The sequence below is a fragment of the Streptomyces sp. NPDC046805 genome (assembly GCF_040645355.1).
Lineage (GTDB): Bacteria > Actinomycetota > Actinomycetes > Streptomycetales > Streptomycetaceae > Streptomyces.
On record NZ_JBEYYC010000012.1, the window covers coordinates 46,004 to 63,098 of the forward strand.

The 17,095-nt window shown below is 70.9% G+C and carries 14 protein-coding genes; 13 read left to right on the forward strand and 1 reads right to left on the reverse strand.

Annotated features, from left to right (window positions below; genetic code table 11):
• Nucleotides 1-15: 15 nt before the first annotated feature.
• On the reverse strand, nucleotides 16-1,059 hold the full coding sequence (locus ABZ910_RS15135; RefSeq protein WP_361363987.1) for a methyltransferase: 1,044 nt from the start codon (nucleotides 1,057-1,059) through the stop codon (nucleotides 16-18).
• Between the two features lie 487 nt (nucleotides 1,060-1,546).
• Between ABZ910_RS15135 and ABZ910_RS15140 the strand changes: the two genes are divergently transcribed.
• From ABZ910_RS15140 to ABZ910_RS15200, 13 genes are all read left to right on the forward strand, one after another.
• Entirely contained in the window at nucleotides 1,547-2,494 is a 948-nt protein-coding gene (locus tag ABZ910_RS15140; protein ID WP_361363989.1) for a glycine amidinotransferase, read from the forward strand.
• Between the two features lie 45 nt (nucleotides 2,495-2,539).
• Nucleotides 2,540-3,730, forward strand: a complete 1,191-nt coding sequence (locus ABZ910_RS15145; RefSeq protein WP_361364341.1) for a cytochrome P450 — start codon at nucleotides 2,540-2,542, stop codon at nucleotides 3,728-3,730.
• A gap of 24 nt (nucleotides 3,731-3,754) precedes the next feature.
• Nucleotides 3,755-3,952, forward strand: coding sequence for a ferredoxin (locus tag ABZ910_RS15150; protein ID WP_361363992.1), 198 nt, complete (start codon nucleotides 3,755-3,757; stop codon nucleotides 3,950-3,952).
• Between the two features lie 32 nt (nucleotides 3,953-3,984).
• Entirely contained in the window at nucleotides 3,985-5,127 is a 1,143-nt protein-coding gene (locus tag ABZ910_RS15155; protein ID WP_361363995.1) for a glycine amidinotransferase, read from the forward strand.
• A gap of 99 nt (nucleotides 5,128-5,226) precedes the next feature.
• On the forward strand, nucleotides 5,227-6,525 hold the full coding sequence (locus tag ABZ910_RS15160; protein ID WP_361363998.1) for a cytochrome P450: 1,299 nt from the start codon (nucleotides 5,227-5,229) through the stop codon (nucleotides 6,523-6,525).
• Nucleotides 6,522-9,623, forward strand: coding sequence for an amino acid adenylation domain-containing protein (locus ABZ910_RS15165; protein WP_361364000.1), 3,102 nt, complete (start codon nucleotides 6,522-6,524; stop codon nucleotides 9,621-9,623). The genes ABZ910_RS15160 and ABZ910_RS15165 overlap by 4 nt, the downstream gene beginning before the upstream one ends.
• Nucleotides 9,623-10,381, forward strand: coding sequence for an alpha/beta fold hydrolase (locus ABZ910_RS15170; protein WP_361364003.1), 759 nt, complete (start codon nucleotides 9,623-9,625; stop codon nucleotides 10,379-10,381). Before ABZ910_RS15165 ends, ABZ910_RS15170 begins: the two co-directional genes overlap by 1 nt.
• 52 nt (nucleotides 10,382-10,433) lie before the next feature.
• Nucleotides 10,434-11,867 (forward strand): enoyl-CoA hydratase/isomerase family protein, encoded by a 1,434-nt coding sequence (locus tag ABZ910_RS15175; protein ID WP_361364005.1) that lies wholly within the window; start codon nucleotides 10,434-10,436, stop codon nucleotides 11,865-11,867.
• 46 nt (nucleotides 11,868-11,913) lie between these two features.
• Complete coding sequence (gene pdhA / locus ABZ910_RS15180) at nucleotides 11,914-13,038, forward strand: pyruvate dehydrogenase (acetyl-transferring) E1 component subunit alpha (RefSeq protein ID WP_361364008.1); 1,125 nt, start codon at nucleotides 11,914-11,916, stop codon at nucleotides 13,036-13,038.
• Between the two features lies 1 nt (nucleotide 13,039).
• Nucleotides 13,040-14,056, forward strand: a complete 1,017-nt coding sequence (locus ABZ910_RS15185; RefSeq protein ID WP_361364011.1) for an alpha-ketoacid dehydrogenase subunit beta — start codon at nucleotides 13,040-13,042, stop codon at nucleotides 14,054-14,056.
• Nucleotides 14,053-15,345, forward strand: coding sequence for a dihydrolipoamide acetyltransferase family protein (locus ABZ910_RS15190; RefSeq protein WP_361364013.1), 1,293 nt, complete (start codon nucleotides 14,053-14,055; stop codon nucleotides 15,343-15,345). Before ABZ910_RS15185 ends, ABZ910_RS15190 begins: the two co-directional genes overlap by 4 nt.
• A gap of 84 nt (nucleotides 15,346-15,429) precedes the next feature.
• Nucleotides 15,430-16,518 (forward strand): branched-chain amino acid aminotransferase, encoded by a 1,089-nt coding sequence (locus ABZ910_RS15195; protein ID WP_361364016.1) that lies wholly within the window; start codon nucleotides 15,430-15,432, stop codon nucleotides 16,516-16,518.
• Nucleotides 16,519-16,835: 317 nt separating this feature from the next.
• Nucleotides 16,836-17,054 (forward strand): MbtH family protein, encoded by a 219-nt coding sequence (locus ABZ910_RS15200; protein ID WP_361364018.1) that lies wholly within the window; start codon nucleotides 16,836-16,838, stop codon nucleotides 17,052-17,054.
• Nucleotides 17,055-17,095 lie beyond the last annotated feature (41 nt).

Sequence of the window (17,095 nt, forward strand, 5' to 3'; positions counted from 1 at the left end):
TCACTCACGGAACGGTCAGGGCTTGGTCCCCATGTGGAAACCGTGCTCGTAGTCGAGTCCGGAGATGGTTTTCACGTCCCCGAAACCGACCTCGGTCAGCCAGCCCTCGAAATCCTCGGCAGGGTACGCCATTCCGGTGCCGCTGGCGAGGATGTTGAAGTACAGGCCGAGCCGTGCGCCGTAAATTCCGGTGGTCTCGTCATCCGTGACGTTGTAGTCGTAGATGAAGATGCGGCCGCCGGACGGAAGCACGTCGTACGCCTTCTTGAGAAGGGTGACGATCTGCTCCCCCGAGAAGATGCCGAGGACGTGGCTGAAAAGCACCGCGTCGGCGCCCTCGGGGAAGGGGGTGTCGAAGAAGTCGCCCGTGACGAGGTCGATGCGGTCGAGGAACTTCTGCGCTTCCTTGCCGTGGGCGAGCTGGGACACGCTCGGCTGGTCGAAGACCGTCGAACGCATCCCGGGGTTTCGCTGGAGGAGCCGGGCCGTCGTCGTGCTGTCGCCGCCGCCGATGTCCAGCAGGTGGCTCACGGAGCCGAACTCCTCGCGCTCCACGAGGTCGTTGATCGAGGCCAGCGTGAAGGCGGCCATCGCCTTGTGGAACACCGCTTCCAGCTCGGGGTTGCGGGTGAGCCGCTTGTAGAGCGTGGGCTCGTCGCCGGGGTAGCTGTCCAGGGCGGTGTTCGTGCCGGCCTTGAGCGCCTTGGTCATCTGGCCGAAGGCGGGGTAGTAGATCTCCTTCCACCCGATGAGCGTGTGGGCCCAGCTGTCGGGCTCGTCGGAGGCCAACAGGTCCTGGGCGACGCCTGAGTTGCGGTACTTGCCGTCGCTCCGCTCCATCAGGCCGGCCGCGCAGACCCCCTGGAGCAGGACACGGAGCTGGTGTGCCGGCACACCGGTGAACTCGCGTATGGCCTCGAAATCGGAATCCGGATTCTCCGAGAGGAAGATGAACAGACGCAACTCCGCCGCGGTGGCGGCGGCATTGAACAGCGCCGGCGCATTCATCAGGAAGTCGAACTGCTGGTACTCGGGGCCACTCTTTTGCTGGCTGGGCATTGCCTTTTGAGCCTCCGCGTCCGGGAAACGTGATTGTTTCCGTATCGTTCGGTGCGTATTGGGCTGTCGAGTAATGCAGCTGCTACGAGGAGCGAGTATTGGAGGGCTGCTTGTTCGGCGTCAATAGGGCTCCGATGTGACGCAGGTAACATCGCGGCTCTCGGAGATATGCATTGCGTGAGACTGAACGCCTGTGCCAGCATAGCGAAAGCTCGTTTGCATCCTGTTGTCCGACTTCACCTTTTTGGTTGGTGCGCATATGCAGGGAACGGCGATGTTGCTGAACAGCTTTGATGAATGGTCCCCACTCAGGGAAGTAATTGTCGGTACGGCCGAGAATTACGTTTCACACGAGCGTGAGCTTTCTTTCGAGCTCTTTTTTCACGACAATATCGCCGGGGACAACGATGCCGCCCGGCTGGAGTGGTACTACCCGCGGCTGCGGTCTCGCGGGGGAGCGCCGGCCTCCGGGGGCAGCCGGGTTCCGGTGAAGCAGCGGTACGTCGCCGAGCTGAACGAGGATCTCCACGGGCTGGTCGACGCGCTCACCTCGCTCGGGGTGACCGTGCATCGACCCACCGACGTCGATCCGGCCACCGTCGAGGTGCGGACTCCGGCCTGGTCCGCCTCGGTGGTGCCGCCGTTGAACATCCGTGACAATACTTTGATCGCCGGGAACGAGATCATCGAAACCTCGCCGATGATCCGTTCCAGGTTCTTCGAGACCCAGCTGCTCAAGCCGGTGTTCCAGGAGTACTTCCGGCGCGGCGCCCGCTGGTCGACCATGCCCCGGCCGCTCATGACCGACGCCTCCTTCGACCTGTCGTACGCCCGCGCCAGCACGGCCGGCGGCCCGATGGAGCCGATCGAGGACCCTCGGGCCTCGTGCTACGACGTCGGGCACGAGATGCTCTTCGACGCGGCGCAGTGCCTCCGCCTGGGCCGTGACATCGTGGCCAACATCGCCACGCGCAACCACGCCCTGGGCGTGGACTGGCTGGAGCGGCACCTGGAGGGCCGGTTCCGCATCCACCGCGTCCACCGGCTCAGCGACAGCCACATCGACAGCATGGTGCTGGCCCTGCGCCCGGGAACGCTGCTGTGCCGCTCCGAGGCCGTGGTCGACCTGCTGCCCGAGCGGCTGCGGAAGTGGGACGTCATCGTTCCCCCGGCGCCCGAGGCGCAGGGATTCCCGCGGTACGAGGACGACGACCTCATCCTCACCAGCCCGTACATCGACCTCAACGTCCTGTCGGTGAGCCCCGAGGTCGTCCTGGTCAACGAGGCCTGCCCGGAGTTGATGCGCACGCTGGAGCGCCACGGCTTCACGGTCGTGCCGGTCCGCCACCGTCACCGCCGGCTGTTCGGCGGCGGTTTCCACTGCTTCACCCTGGACACCGTGCGCGAGGGCGGCCCCGAGGACTACCTCGGCTGAGCCCCCCTGCAGCCCACCTCTCGACGAAGGAGGTCTCCCTTGCCCGTGGAATCGGTGTCCGCGCACCCGACCGAGCGCGCCCGCCCCTTCGATCCGCCCCGGCCGCTGATGGAGTGGCAGGACCGCGAGCCGCTGCGGCGGATGAGCTACCCGGACGGCCATGTCGGCTGGGTCGTCACCAGCCACGAGCTCGCCCGCCAGATGCTCACCGACCCCCGGTTCAGCGCTCGTTCGGAGTTCAAGCGCGCCCCGGTGCACCGCCCCGGCACCGACCCGTTCTTCGGCGTTCCCGCGGCCCCGGGCTGGTTGGTCGACATGGACCCGCCCCAACACACCCGCCTGCGGCAGCAGTTGGCCGGCCAGTTCACGGTGCGCCGGATGAAGGAGCTGCGGCCCCTGATCGGCCGGATCGTCGACGAGCTCCTGTCGGGCATGGCCGAGGCCGGCCCCGGGGCGGACCTCGTCGAGGCCTTCGCGCTGCCCCTCGCGTCCCAGGTGATCTGCGAGCTGCTCGGGGTCCGCCACCGCGACCGTGTGGAGTTCCAGCGCAACAGCAGGATCATCTTCAACCTCCGCTCCAGCGCGGCCGACACGTCCGCCGCCATGGACCGGCTGTACGCGACGATCCGCGAGACCGCCGCCGACACCGCACCGGAGGCGCCCGGCCTGCTCCGCGCGCTCACCGAGGAGGGCACCCTCGACGCCGAGGAGATCGCCGGGATCGGCGTGCTCCTGCTGACCGCGGGACACGACTCGACCACCGGATCGCTGGCGCTGAGCGTCTTCGCCCTGCTGTCCCACCCCGACCAGCTGGCCCGGCTCCTGGCGCAGCCGTCGCTCGTGGACAACGCGGTGGAGGAACTGCTGCGCTACCTGACGGTCTTCCACTACGGCGTCCCGCGGACGCCCCTGGAGGACCTGGAGTTCGCGGGCCGGCACCTCAAGGCGGGGGACTCGATCACCGTGTCGCTGTCCGCCGCCAACCGGGACCCGTGCTGGTTCGAGGACGAGCCCGACCGGCTGGACCTCGGGCGGCGCACCACCGGACACGTGGCCTTCGGCTACGGCATGCACCAGTGCCTCGGGCAGAACCTCGTCCGCATGGAGATGCGCGCCGCGCTGCCCGCGCTCTTCCGGTACTTCCCCTCGCTCGCCCTGGCCGTCCCGGCCGAGGACATTCCGCTCTCCACCGACATGAGTGTGTACGGAGTGCACCGTCTGCCGGTCACCTGGTGACGCCGAACCCAACGGAGGAATGACGTGCGTGTGTCCGTGGACCCGCAGATGTGCATAGGGGCCGGCCAGTGCGCCATGGCCCTGCCCGAGGTGTTCGACCAGGACGACACGGACGGCCTCGTCGTCCTGCTCGACGCGGCACCGCTCGATGAACTGCACGACGCCGTGCAGGAGGCCGTCAGCCGCTGTCCCGTGCAGGCGATCGCCACCTCCGACTCCTGACCCCCACCGACCGGAAAGCAGGCCCCGCCTCCATGCGACTGAACAGCTTCGACGACTTCACCCCGCTGAAGGAGATCATCGTCGGCTCCGCGCGCGGATACGCCGACCGCATCCTCGACCTGTCCTTCGACATGTTCATCAGCGACAACCTGTCGGGCACCAAGGGCTACTTCCCCAGCCTGTCGACCTGGCGCGAGAGCGAGGCCCGCACCCGGCGCAACGAGCCCGACCGCCTCGCCCTCAAGGAGCGCCTCCTCAAGGAGCTCATCGAGGACGTGGAAGGGGTGGCCGACCAGTTGGAGGCCCTCTCGGTGAAGGTACACCGGCCGCTGGAGCCGGCCGCCGACCTCACCCAGGTCACCACGCCGGCCTGGGACGCCGCGGTCGTACCGCCCCTCAACGTCCGCGACAACACGCTGATCATGGGCGACGAGATCATCGAGACGCCGCCGACGCTGCGGGACCGGTACTTCGAGAACCAGTTCCTCAAGCCGGTCTTCATGGAGTACTTCGCGCAGGGCGCACGCTGGACGTCCATGCCGCGCCCGATCATGACGGACGCCTCCTTCGACCCGGAGAACGAGAACGCCGCTCCCAACATCGAGGTGCCGGAGAACCCGCAGCCGTCGCCGTACGACGCGGGCGTGGAGGCGATGATCGACGCCGCGAACTGCCTGCGGCTGGGCCGGGACCTGGTCGTCAACATCTCCAACGCCAACCACGTGTTGGCCTGCGAATGGCTGGAGCGCCACCTCGAAGGGCGCTTCCGCGTCCACCGCATGCACAAACTGACGCAGAGTCATATCGACAGCGTGGTCGTCGCGTTGCGTCCCGGCACGCTGCTGCTGCGCTCTCCGGACGTGCTGGACTTCCTGCCGGAGAAGCTGCGGACGTGGGACACCGTCGTGCCGCCCGCGCCGACGATCGGCGACTACCCGCAGTACGAGAACGGCGACCCGATCCCGCCGAGCCCGTACATCGACCTCAACGTCCTGTCCATCGACGAGAACACGGTCATGGTCAACGACGCCTGCAAGACCCTCATCCGGACCCTGGAGGACCACGGCTTCACGGTCGTGCCGGTCCGCCACCGCCACCGCCGGCTGTTCGGCGGCGGCTTCCACTGCTTCACCCTCGACACCGTCCGGACGGGCGGCGCCGAAGCGTACATCTGACCGCGCACTTCTGACGGCGCACTTCTGACCGCGTACATCTGACGCCGCGTCCGGATCACGTCCCGGCACGCTCGCCCCGTGTCACAGGAAGGCTGACGCATGCGCATAACCTCTGGCGGCCCGGCCCCGGAGGACGACCCCGGACCGGATCTGTCCGATCCGGAGTTCTTCGGCACCGGAGACCCGCACCCGGTGTGGACGCGGCTGCGCGCGCACGACCCCGTCCACCGGCAGTGCCCGGTCGGCGGCAAGCCGGAGTTCTGGGCCGTCACCCGGTACGCCGAGGTGTCCCGAGTGCTGGCCCGGCACGGCGAGTTCACGGCCGCGCGGGGCAACATCCTGACGACACTGGGGCAGAGCGACATCGCCGGCGGAAAGATGCTCGCGGTCACCGACCCGCCGTTGCAGAAGCGGCTCAAGGAACCGCTGGTACCGCATCTGGCCCGGCAGGCGGTCCGCGAGTTCGAGCCCGCGCTCAGGGAGCTGTCCCGGCGGCTGCTCTCCGCCGGTGCACGGCAGGACACCTGGGACTTCGCGGCCCAGGCGGCGTTCTACCCCATCGCCATCGGGGGGCTCCTACTGGGCATCCCGGAGGACTCCTGGAACCGGCTGAAGCACTTCACCTACGCGGCCGTCGCGGAGTCCGACCCGGACTACGCCGGCCAGGGCGCCTCTCGGTCCGCCGTGCTGAACCGGGCCCACTCGGAGATCTTCCTCCACTTCCACTCGGAGGTCACCCGGCCCGGGCGCGCCGACGCCGACGACCTCATCGGCGTACTCCTGCGCGCCGCACCCGACGGGGAGCCGCTGAGCCGCGAGGAGGTCATCCTCAACGCCTACAGCCTTCTCATCGGCGCGACCGTCACCACGTCCCACGCGGCCAGCGGGGGTCTGCTGGCCCTGCTGGAGAACCCGGGCGAATACGCCCGCTGGCTGGAGACCGGCGACACGACCGCCCTGGTGGAGGAGATCCTGCGCTGGACCTCACCGGCCAACCACGCCCTGCGCCACACGACTTCGCAGGTGCGGCTGGACGACACCGACGTCGGTGCCGGGGAGCCTGTCACCGCGTGGCTGGGCTCGGCCAACCGGGACGAGCGCGTGTTTCCCGACCCGTTCAGGTTCTCCGTCGACCGGTACCCCAACCGTCACATCGCGTTCGGAGTGGGCGCCCACCGCTGCATCGGGGCGCACATGGCCCGGCTCGCCCTGACCGTTCTGTTCGAGGAGATCGCGCGGAACTTCGAGCAGTTCGAGCTCGCCGGAGAGCCGCGCCACCTCCATTCCACGTTCATCGCGGGAATCAAGAACCTCCCCGTCAGGACCGTACTGCGGCCCGAAGGGGCGGGACTTCGAGACCTGCGGCCACTCGGCGAGACAACTGAGGAAGCACTGTGACAGCCCCGGCACACCCGACATCCTCCACGCACGATCCTGGCCCCGCTCGCTGGTCGCACCCTTCCCACCACGTCGTCCGATGCCTGCGCATCGAGGGCGAGTTCGACGCGGAGGCGGCCCGCGCCGCGCTGGTCGCGCTGACCGGCCGCCACGCGGCGCTGCGTGCCGTGTGCCCCGAGGCCGACGGCGTGCGGACGACACGGCCCGCGTCGCCCGAGGCGGAGGCGTTCGACTACGCCGAGCTGCGGGTGTTGCCGGCGGAAGCCGTCGCGCTGGCGGCGCGGGAAGCCGTCACGCCGTTCGACCTCGCGCGAGGGCCCCTGCTGCGGCTGCGCGCCCTGCGCGTCGGCGACCGGGAGTGCCTCCTGGTGGCCGTCGCGCACCGGCTGGCACTCGACCCCGTCGGACTGGACACCTTCCTCGTCGAGCACGCACGCGCCTGTACCGCGGCACACCCGGACGAGTCCGCCGCGGTAGCGAAGGCCGAAGCCGGACCGCCCGGGCCGGAGCCTCGATGGCCCGCCGCCGAGGAGGCCGAGGCCGATCGTGTCTTCTGGCTGAAGCAGTTGGCGGAACTCCCCGTGCTCGACCTGCCGAGCGACCGGCCGCGCCTGCCCCGTTCCGCCCGCGACGGCGGCGTGGAGCGCTTCGTCCTGCCGGCCGGCCTGGCGCAGAGGCTGGGCGAGCTGTCCGGGACGCCCGACGCCCACAGCGCCCTGTACGCGGGCGCCGCCGTGCTGCTCTCCCGCCACACCGCCGAGCGGGAGGTGCCACTCCAGGTGCCGGTGCACACGTCCGCGTCCGACGCCGGCGCCCTGTCGGACCGGCCCGAGACCGACGTCGTACTGAGCCTCCGGCCGGCCGGCGAGGCGACGTTCAGGGAACTGGTCGCCCAGGCCGACGACGAACTCGCCGAGGCCCGCGCGCACGCGGCGGCGCTGACCCCGGGCGCGCTCGCCGACGTGACCGGCGCCTGCGGCGATCCCGAACGCCAGCGGATACCCGTCAAGTTCGCCGTACGACGAAGGGACACGAGGCTGCCGGAGTACCCCGGTTCCTCGTGCACCCCGGTCGATCTGCACCCCGGCACCGCGGCCCGGGACCTCTCCTTCGCGCTCGACCTGCGCGGAGACGAACTGCACGGAACGCTCGAGTACGACACCGGCCTCTTCGAGCCGATCACCGCGCGGCGGCTGGTGCGGCGGCTGGAGTACCTGCTCACAGCCGCCGCGGAGCGCCCGGACACACCGGTCGCCGCGCTCCCGGTGCTGCCGCCCGAGGAGCGCGACCTCGTGGTGTCGGCCTGGAACCGGACCGAGAGCGACTATCCGCGCGACCGCACCACCGCGTCGTTCTTCGAGGAGCAGGTCCGCCGCGACCCCGACGCGACCGCCGTGGAGCACGAAGACGTCAAGCTGACCTACGGCGAGCTGAACGCACGGGCGAACCGCCTCGCCCATCACTTGATCGCGCTCGGCGTCGTCCCCGACCAGCGCGTCGGCCTCTGCCTGCCCCGGTCGGTCGACATGGTCGTCTGCCTGCTCGCCGTCCTCAAGGCAGGCGGCGCCTATCTCCCCCTCGACCCCGAGCACCCCCCGCGGCGGCTCGTCTATGTGGTCGAGGACGCCGGGGCCCGCGTGGTGCTCACGGACACCGCGCACGCGGCCGCGTTCGCCGAGACCTCCGCCCATGTGCTCCGCCTGGACGAGGAGCCGGAACCCGCGGCCGCCGCAGGGCAGGAGACCGACCCCGAGGTTCCCGCCACGGCGGAACACCTTGCCTACGTGATCTACACCTCGGGCTCCACCGGCGCCCCCAAGGGTGTCGCCGTCAGCCATCGTGCGCTCGGCCGCCTGGTCAAAGGCACCGACTATGCGGAGCTCGGCCCAGGAGAAGCGCATCTGCAGTTCTCGCCACTCTCCTTCGACGCGTCGCTCGTGGAGCTGTGGGGACCGCTGCTGAACGGTGGCACGGTCGTCCTGCCACCCTCGGGACTGCCGTTCCCCGACCAGCTCAAGGCCGCCCTGCAACGGCACCGCATCACGACCCTGCTGCTCGTCTCGCCCCAACTCCACGTGGCGGCGGAGCAGTTCCCCGAGGAGCTGGCGCGCGTACGGCAGCTGCTCGTGGGCGGCGACGTGCTCTCGCCCGCCAGTGCCGCGGGCCTCCTGCCGCATCTCGGCGACACCCGGTTCCTGCACGTCTACGGCCCCACGGAGTGCACGCTCTTCGCCACGTGGAAGCCCATCGACGCGGTCGACACCAGCCGCCCCACCATCCCGATCGGCCGCCCGATCGCCAACACCCGGGCGTACGTCCTGGACGAGGACCTGACCCCGCTGCCCATCGGCGTGCCGGGGCACCTGTGGCTGGGCGGCGACGGTCTGGCACGCGAGTATCTGGGCCGGCCCGACCTGACCCGCGAGCGCTTCCTGCCCGACCCGTTCGGGCCGCCGGGCAGCCGGATCTACCGCACCGGCGATCTGGCCCGCTGGCTGCCCGACGGCGACCTGGAGTTCCTCGGGCGCAGCGACGACCAGGTCAAGATCCGCGGATACCGCATCGAACTCGGCGAGTTGGACGTGGCCCTGGCCGCGCACCCGGACATCCGGGCGGTGGCCACCGTGGTCCGCGACGACGCCCCCGGCGGACAGGCCCTGGCCGCCTACCTGGTGGGCGACGACCGCCCCGGCGACGCGGAGTTGCGTGAGCACCTGGGGTCGCGCGTGCCGTCGTACATGATCCCGGCGGCCTTCGTCTGGCTCGACGAGATACCGCTGACCGCCAACGGCAAGGTCGACCGGAAGGCCCTGCCGGCACCGGAGTTCGGCGGTGGGGGAGGCGCGCGGAACACATCGCCGCGCAACGCGCTGGAGGAGCAGGTCCTGGACGCCGTGGCCCGGACGCTGGGGCTCCAATCGGTCGGCGCGGACGACGACTTCTTCGAGTCGGGCGGCAACTCCCTGTTGCTGGTCGACCTGTTCGCCCGCCTCGAGGAGCTGTTCCCGGACGGCGGGCTGAGCCTTGTCGACCTCCTGGAGAACCGCACCGGCGCCGAGATCGCCACCCTGCTGGAGCGACCGCGAGGCACCGCGTGATGCCCGCTGCCACGCCCTGGCTCCTCGGCGGCCTCGAGGCGGACACCAGCCAGGTACGACTGTTCTGCTTCGCGCACGCCGGAAGCGGCGCGAGCGCGTTCCGCCCCTGGCAGTCCCGGCTGCCGGCGTCGGTCGCGCTGTGCCCCGTGCAGCTGCCCGGGCGGGAGAACCGCATCGGCGATCCGATGCCGGACACGCTTCAGGAGCTGGCCGAACAGACGGTCCAGGCGCTGCTGCCGCTGCTTCGTCCGCCGTACCTCCTGTTCGGGCACAGCTTCGGCGGCCTCCTCGCCTACGCGGTGGCCAGGCGCCTGCACGAGCGGGGGCACTCCCTGCCGCAGGCCCTGCTGATCTCGGGCGCGCGGCCACCGGACCTGGCCGACGGGACCGCCGTCCACGCGCTTCCCCACGACGAGCTGCTCGGCCATGTGCGCGCCACGGGCGGGATCGCCGAACCCCTGCTGAAACACGAGGACTTCGTCCGCCGGCTGCTCGCGGTCCTCCGCAACGACCTGCGGATCGCGGCCGAGTACCGGCCGGTCCCCGAGACGCCCCTGCCCTGCGAGGTCCGGGTCTTCGCCGCGGAGGACGACCCCGTCGTGCCCCCGGCCGTCGTGGAGGGCTGGCGCCGTTACGCGGGCGGGGAGTTCAGCGTCCACCGAGGCCCCGGGGACCACTACGCGGTCTACGACGTGTCCGGCGGCCTGTTCGCCGCGATCGCGCGCTGCGGGCCGGCGGTCCCCACGGGCGGTACGTGACAGGACCGGGGAATCCCGCGTCGCGCCGACAACCATGAGGAGACAAACCGGCATGGACACAGCTGTGTCAACACCATCACCCGCACTGCGCCGGCCGTCCGGCGCGGTGGAGCTCCGCCCGCGTGAAGCGCCGGTCTTCCGGGGGGAGTTCACCGCGGACCTCCGCCTGCTGACCGCCCACCTCGAAGCCTGCGCCGAGCTGACCGCGTCCCTTCCCTCGCGTACCGAGCGCTCCCCGGCCGAGCGGAGCGACGCCGATCGCGTCGAGCAGGCCGCGCGGCAGGCGCGGCACGCCTTCCTGAACCTGCACGCCGAGCATCTCTACGCCGAGCTGACCGACGGCCACAGCCGCCACGTACGGCTGGACGAACTCGCCCTGACCGCCGCGGACCGCTGCCCGGGGCTGGTCCCCGACCGCGCGCAGGTGGACGCCGACCGCAAGGTCCCCCAGGCCGCCAAGTCGGGCGGGGAGCTCGACCAGGGCATCTTCTTCGCCCAACTGCTCGGTCGGCGCGACACCGGCGAGCACCTGATGCGCTCGATGCTGGCGCCGACCCCGCGGGCCCTGAGCCTGCTCCCCGAATTCCGGCGGACCGGCCACCTGGATCTCGGCCAGGCGGCCGTCCACCGCGACGGCTGCGTGGCCGAGGTGACCATCTGCAACGAGCCGGTGCTCAACGCCGAGGACGACGCGGTGGTCGAGGCCCTGGAGACGGCCGTCGACCTCGCCCTCCTCGACGACGCGGTGACGGTGGGTGTGCTGCGCGGCAGCGTGCTGACCCACCCCCGGTACCGCGGACGACGCGCCTTCGGTGCCGGCGTCAACCTCACCCACCTCTACACGGGGCAGATCTCGTTCGTCGACTTCATGCTCCGACGCGAGATGGGCTACATCCGCAAACTGATCCACGGTCTGCACAACGGCCGTGCGGACGGCCTCGTTCAGCCCGCGGGCGGCAAGCCCTGGGTGGGAGCCATCGACACGTTCGCCATCGGGGGCGCCACCCAGGTCGCGCTCGTGCTCGACCGGGTCGTCGCGGGATCCGACGCCTACTTCTCGCTTCCTGCCCTGAACGAGGGCATCATCCCCGGGGCGGCCAATCTGCGGCTCGGACGCGTGGTGGGCCGGCGGCTGGCCCAGCGGCTGATCTTCTTCGGCGAACGGATCGCGGCCGACAGCCCCGAGGCCCGCACTCTGTGCGACGAGGTCGTCGTGCCGGACGCGGTCGACGCGGCCGTGGCATCGGCGGCCGACCGCCTCACGGACCCGGCCGTGCCCGGAAACCGCCGCATGCTCCACCTGGCCGAGGAGCCCGACGACGCCTTCCGCACCTACATGAGCCGGTACGCGCTGGAGCAGGCCACCCGGATGCACAGCCCCGACGTGGTGGCCAAGTTGGAGCGCACCTGGGTGAACAGGCGCCCGCCCGCCGCGTCCACGGGCGGGCGGCCCGAGCCCGCCCGGCAAGCGGCCGAACGGGCCTGAACGCCGGCCGCCCCACCGACCCGCACAGAAAGCGAGCCCTCCCGCGATGTCCGTCACCACCGAAGCGTCCGTGAACCGCGCCCGGCCGGCGCCGCACGGCCTGTTGCCGTCGGCCCTCCCGGTGCGGTTCGTCACCGAGGCGGGCACCGCGGCCGACGCACCGTCGGCGTACACCGAACCCTCGGACGAAAGACTGCGCGAGGCGTACCGGCAGATGGTCCTCGCGCGGCGCTTCGACCGGCAGGCGACCACGCTGACCAAGCAGGGGCGGCTCGCCGTCTACCCCTCCAGCCGAGGGCAGGAGGCATGCCAGGTCGCCGGAGTCCTCGCGCTGCGGCCGCAGGACTGGCTGTTCCCCACCTACCGCGACATCGCGGCCGTGGTGGCACGGGGAGTGGACCCCGTGGAGGCGCTGACCCTGATGCGCGGCGACCGGCACTGCGGCTACGACCCTCTGGCGAGCCGGGTGGCGCCGTTGTGCACCCCGCTGGCCACCCAGCTCCCGCACGCCGTCGGCATGGCGGACGCCTTACGACGCAAGGGCGAGGACGCCGTGGCGATGGCCTTCGTGGGTGACGGCGGAACGAGCGAGGGCGACTTCCACGAGGCGCTGAACTTCGCCGCCGTCTACGGCTCGCCGGTCGTCTTCCTCATCCAGAACAACCAGTACGCGATCTCCGTACCGCTCGCCGAGCAGACCGCGGCGGCGGCACTGGCGTACAAGGGCATCGGTTACGGAGTGCCGTCCGAACAGGTCGACGGCAACGACCTGGTGGCCGTGCTGTCGGTGCTGACCGCGGCCGTCGACCACGCCCGCTCCGGGCGCGGCCCCTTCCTCGTGGAGGCCCACACCTACCGCATGGACGGACACACCAACGCCGACGACCCCGGCCGCTACCGGGACGAGGAAGAGGTACGGCGCTGGGCCGCCGCCGACCCGGTCCACCGCCTGGAGGCATGGCTGCGCGGCAAGGGCGCCCTGACGCAGCAGGACGTCGACGCGGCGCACGCCGAGGCCGAGGCCCGCGCCGCGGACCTGCGCGCCCGGATGGGCATCGAGCAGGACCCGGACCCGCGCGAGCTGTTCGACCACGTCTACGCGCAGCCCACGCCCCAACTCCGGGAGCAGCGCGACCTTCTGGAGACCGAACTGAAGAGCGCGGAGGGCTGACATGGGCACGATGACGATGGCGCAGGCTCTCAACACCGCGCTGCGGGACGCCCTGCGGGAGGACGAGCGTGTCCTCGCCTTCGGAGAGGACGTCGGGCGTCTCGGCGGCGTCTTCCGTGTCACCGACGGGCTGCGGGCCGAGTTCGGCGAGCGGCGCTGCTTCGACACGCCGCTCGCCGAGTCGGGCCTGGTGGGGTACGCGGTCGGGCTGGCCATGGGCGGCTTCCGGCCGGTGGTGGAGCTGCAGTTCGACGCGTTCGCCTACCCGGCGTTCGAGCAGATCGCCTCGCACGTCGCGAAGATGCGCAACCGCACCCGGGGCCGGGTGGGGCTGCCGATGGTCATCCGCGTCCCCTACGGCGGCGGCATCGGCGGCGTCGAGCACCACAGCGACTCCAGCGAGGCGTACTACGCCCACACGCCCGGCCTGAAGGTCTTCACGCCGGCCACGGTCGAGGACGCCTACTGGCTGCTGCGCGACGCCGTGCACGACCCGGACCCCGTCGTCCTCCTGGAACCGAAGCGGCTGTACTGGTCCAAGGAATCGGCCGAGTTGGACGTGCGCGGCGCGGCGCTCGCCGGACGCGCGGTGGTCCGGCGCCCCGGGCGGGACGTCACGCTCGTCGCGTACGGCACCGCGGTCGCGGTCGCGCTCGACACGGCGCAGGAGGCGGCGCGGGAGGGCATCGACATCGAGGTGGTGGACCTGCGCACGCTGGTTCCGTTCGACGACGAGACGGTGGCGGCCTCGGTGCGGCGGACGGGGCGCTGTGTGGTCGTACAGGAGGCGCAGGGCTTCGCGAGCGCCGGTGCCGAGATCGCGGCGCGGGTGCAGGAGCGTTGCTTCCACTCGCTGGCGGCCCCGGTGCTGCGGGTCGCCGGATTCGACATCCCCTATCCGCCGCCGCGACTGGAGCACGCCTACCTGCCCGGCGTCGACCGGGTGCTGGACGCGGTCCACCGCCTCCAGTACGACGACGAGCCCGACACCCGCCACCTCGCGCGGGAGGCCTCATGACCGCCCCACCGCAGACCGGCGTCTTCCGGCTGCCCGACCTGGGCGAAGGGCTCACCGAGGCCGAGGTCGTCGCCTGGCGGGTCGCGCCCGGTGACCGCGTCGACACCGATCAGGTGGTCGTCGAGGTCGAGACGGTGAAGGCCGCCGTCGAAGTGCCGGTGCCCTACGCCGGCACCGTGCTGGAACTGCACGCCGACGTGGGCGCGGTGCTGGCAGTGGGCGCTCCGCTGATCTCCGTCGGGCCCACCGCGTCCGACGCGGTCCGCGTGGAGCCGCCGGCGCGGGAACCGTGCCGTACGGAGCGGGAGGAACCGCCGACCGCCGGCGGCAACGTCCTCGTCGGCTACGGAACGGACCGGACCCCCGCCGTACGCCGCCGACGCGGCCGCGAGACGCCGCCCCGTGCGCCGCGGAGCGAAGCCGCGCCGCTGGTGATCTCCCCACTCGTCCGCGCCCTCGCCCGCGAGCACGGCGTGGACCTGACCCGCCTCTCGCCGAGCGGGCCGCACGGAGTCATCCTGCGCCGTGACGTCGAGCAGGCCGTCGCCGCCCTCAACTCATCTGCCGCCAAGGACACTTCACCGCCGACAGCGCCCTCGGCCGAGGAGCGCGTCCCCCTGCGGGGGCTGCGGAGAGCCACGGCCGAGAAGCTGACCCGCAGCGGCGAGATCCCGCACGCCACCACATGGGTCGATGTGGACGCGACCGGCCTGCTCCAGGCCCGGGAGGACCTCCGGGGCGGCCGACTGGCCGCGCCTGTCGGCCTGATGGCGCTCCTGGCCCGCGTCTGTGTCGCCGGGCTGCGCAGGTTCCCGGAGCTCAACTCCACCGTGGACCTTCAGCGGGGCGACATCGTCCGCTACCGCGCCGTCCACCTGGGCTTCGCCGCCCAGACCGAACGCGGCCTGCTCGTCCCCGTCCTCCACGACGCCCACCGGATGACGACGGCCGAACTCGCCGACGGTATCGGCCGGTTGGTCGGGCTGGCGCGCTCCGGGAAGCTGCCGCCGCAAGCGCTGACCGGGGGCACGTTCACGCTCAACAACTACGGCGTGTTCGGTGTCGACGGCGCGAAGCCGCTCGTCAACCACCCCGAGGCCGCCCTCCTCGGCATCGGCCGCATCATCGACAGACCCTGGGTGGTCGACGGCCGGCTCGCTGTCCGAAAAGTGACCCAGCTGTCGCTCACCTTCGACCACCGGGTCTGCGACGGCTCGGTCGCCGGAGGGTTCCTGCGCTATGTCGCCGACCGCGTGGAGCGCCCCTCGCTGCTCCTGGCCGATCTCTGACCCGCCTGCGGCACGACGGCCCACCAGGCCGCTGTCGCCCTCCGGCCTCACACCCAAGAGGCCTTCCGACTAAAGGAGTTGACGATGGCTTCCGCGTTCCCACTGACGCGCACGGCCGATCCGCTGCCCGAGGACGAGCGCGCGGCCTTCATGGAGGCACCCGGATTCGGCCAGTACTTCACCGACCACATGGCCCGCGCGGTCTGGACCCCGGAGGCCGGCTGGCACGACCGCGGCGTGGGCCCCCTAGAACCCTTCTCCCTGCACCCGAGCGCCGCCGTGCTGCACTACGGCCAGGAGATCTTCGAGGGGCTGAAGGCCTACCGGCACGCGGACGGAAGCGTCTGGCTGTTCCGGCCCGAGAGCAACGCGCGCCGCTTCGGACGGTCCGCGGAGCGGTTGGGGCTGCCGCTCCTGCCCGAGGAGGACTTCCTGGCGAGCATCGAGGCACTGGTGCGCGCGGACGAGCCCTGGGTGCCGACGGCCGCGGACGAGAAGAGCCTGTACCTCAGGCCGTTCATGTTCGCCGCCGAGCCGTTCCTCGGGGTGCGTCCGGCGCGACGGGTCCAGTACGCCGTGATCGCCTGCCCGGCGCAGCCGTACTTCGCCTCGGGGGCGGCCGGTGTGACGCTGTGGGTGACCACGTCCTACACGCGCGCGGCGAAGGGCGGCACGGGCGCGGCCAAATGCGGGGGCAACTACGCGGCGACCATGGCCCCGCAGACGGAGGCGGAGCGCCAGGGCTGCGCGCAGGTCCTCTACCTGGACACCGAGGGTGAGCAGGGCTGCATCGCGGAGTCCGGGGCCATGAACCTGTTCCTGGTCACGTCCGGGGGCGAGCTGGTGACACCGGCGCTCGGCACCATCCTGGAAGGCGTCACCCGGGACACGGTCCTCGCGCTGGCGGGCGAGTTCGGCCTGACGCCGGTCGAGCGGGCCGTCACGTTCGAGGAACTGCGCGCCGGCGCGGCCGAGGGAACCGTCACGGAGGTCTTCGCGGCGGGCACGGCGGCCGTGCTCACCCCGGTCACCGGGATCAAGGGCGACGGATATGCGTTCAAGATAGGCACGGGCGAGCCCGGCAAAACGACGCTCGCACTCCGGGAGCGGGTGCTCGACATTCAGTACGGGCGTGTACAGGACCCCTATGGCTGGATGCAGCGGGTCTTGTGAACTACCCATAACCGCGGGAGAAGTTCATACGGCTGATGTGAATTAGATCACGCCTCCTTGATCTTGTTCCGGAGTGGAGGTATCCGCTTGAGTGCTGCGAGCGCTGATGCTGATTGGTGATAACGAACGTCAGTCGGTCAGGGGGGTGCACTTTCCGGCCACAAAGGCCAGTCGGCGTCGCATTTCTCATCGTCCGGAAAGAGCCGACGACCACGTCCCCGGCATCTTGCGCGTCCGGCTCGGTCTCTCCTTCGACATGCGGTTCGGCAACCGGCCTGCCCTTGCGGCAGCCGCATCAGAGAACAGGAAATGACACCGTGTCCAACCCTTTCGAAGACCCCGAAGGCAACTTCCGGGTGCTCGTCAACGACGAGGGCCAGCACTCTCTCTGGCCGGAGTTCGCGACCGTGCCCGAAGGATGGACGGTCGCATTCGGTCTCGCCGATCGAGCGGCCTGTATCGACTACGTGAACACCCACTGGGCCGACATGCGTCCGCGCAGTCTGGTCCGGCAAATGAGCACCCCGGCTGACTAGATCCAGCGGAAATCAGAGGCGCGGGTCGAATTAACTCTCTA

Coding starts and splice junctions, on each gene's coding strand:
- ABZ910_RS15135 (WP_361363987.1), bottom strand. CDS start 1,059: ATGCCCAGCCAGCAAAAGAGTGGCCCCGAGTACCAGCAGTTCGACTTC.
- ABZ910_RS15155 (WP_361363995.1), top strand. CDS start 3,985: ATGCGACTGAACAGCTTCGACGACTTCACCCCGCTGAAGGAGATCATC.
- ABZ910_RS15160 (WP_361363998.1), top strand. CDS start 5,227: ATGCGCATAACCTCTGGCGGCCCGGCCCCGGAGGACGACCCCGGACCG.
- ABZ910_RS15170 (WP_361364003.1), top strand. CDS start 9,623: ATGCCCGCTGCCACGCCCTGGCTCCTCGGCGGCCTCGAGGCGGACACC.
- ABZ910_RS15175 (WP_361364005.1), top strand. CDS start 10,434: ATGGACACAGCTGTGTCAACACCATCACCCGCACTGCGCCGGCCGTCC.
- pdhA (WP_361364008.1), top strand. CDS start 11,914: ATGTCCGTCACCACCGAAGCGTCCGTGAACCGCGCCCGGCCGGCGCCG.
- ABZ910_RS15185 (WP_361364011.1), top strand. CDS start 13,040: ATGGGCACGATGACGATGGCGCAGGCTCTCAACACCGCGCTGCGGGAC.
- ABZ910_RS15190 (WP_361364013.1), top strand. CDS start 14,053: ATGACCGCCCCACCGCAGACCGGCGTCTTCCGGCTGCCCGACCTGGGC.
- ABZ910_RS15195 (WP_361364016.1), top strand. CDS start 15,430: ATGGCTTCCGCGTTCCCACTGACGCGCACGGCCGATCCGCTGCCCGAG.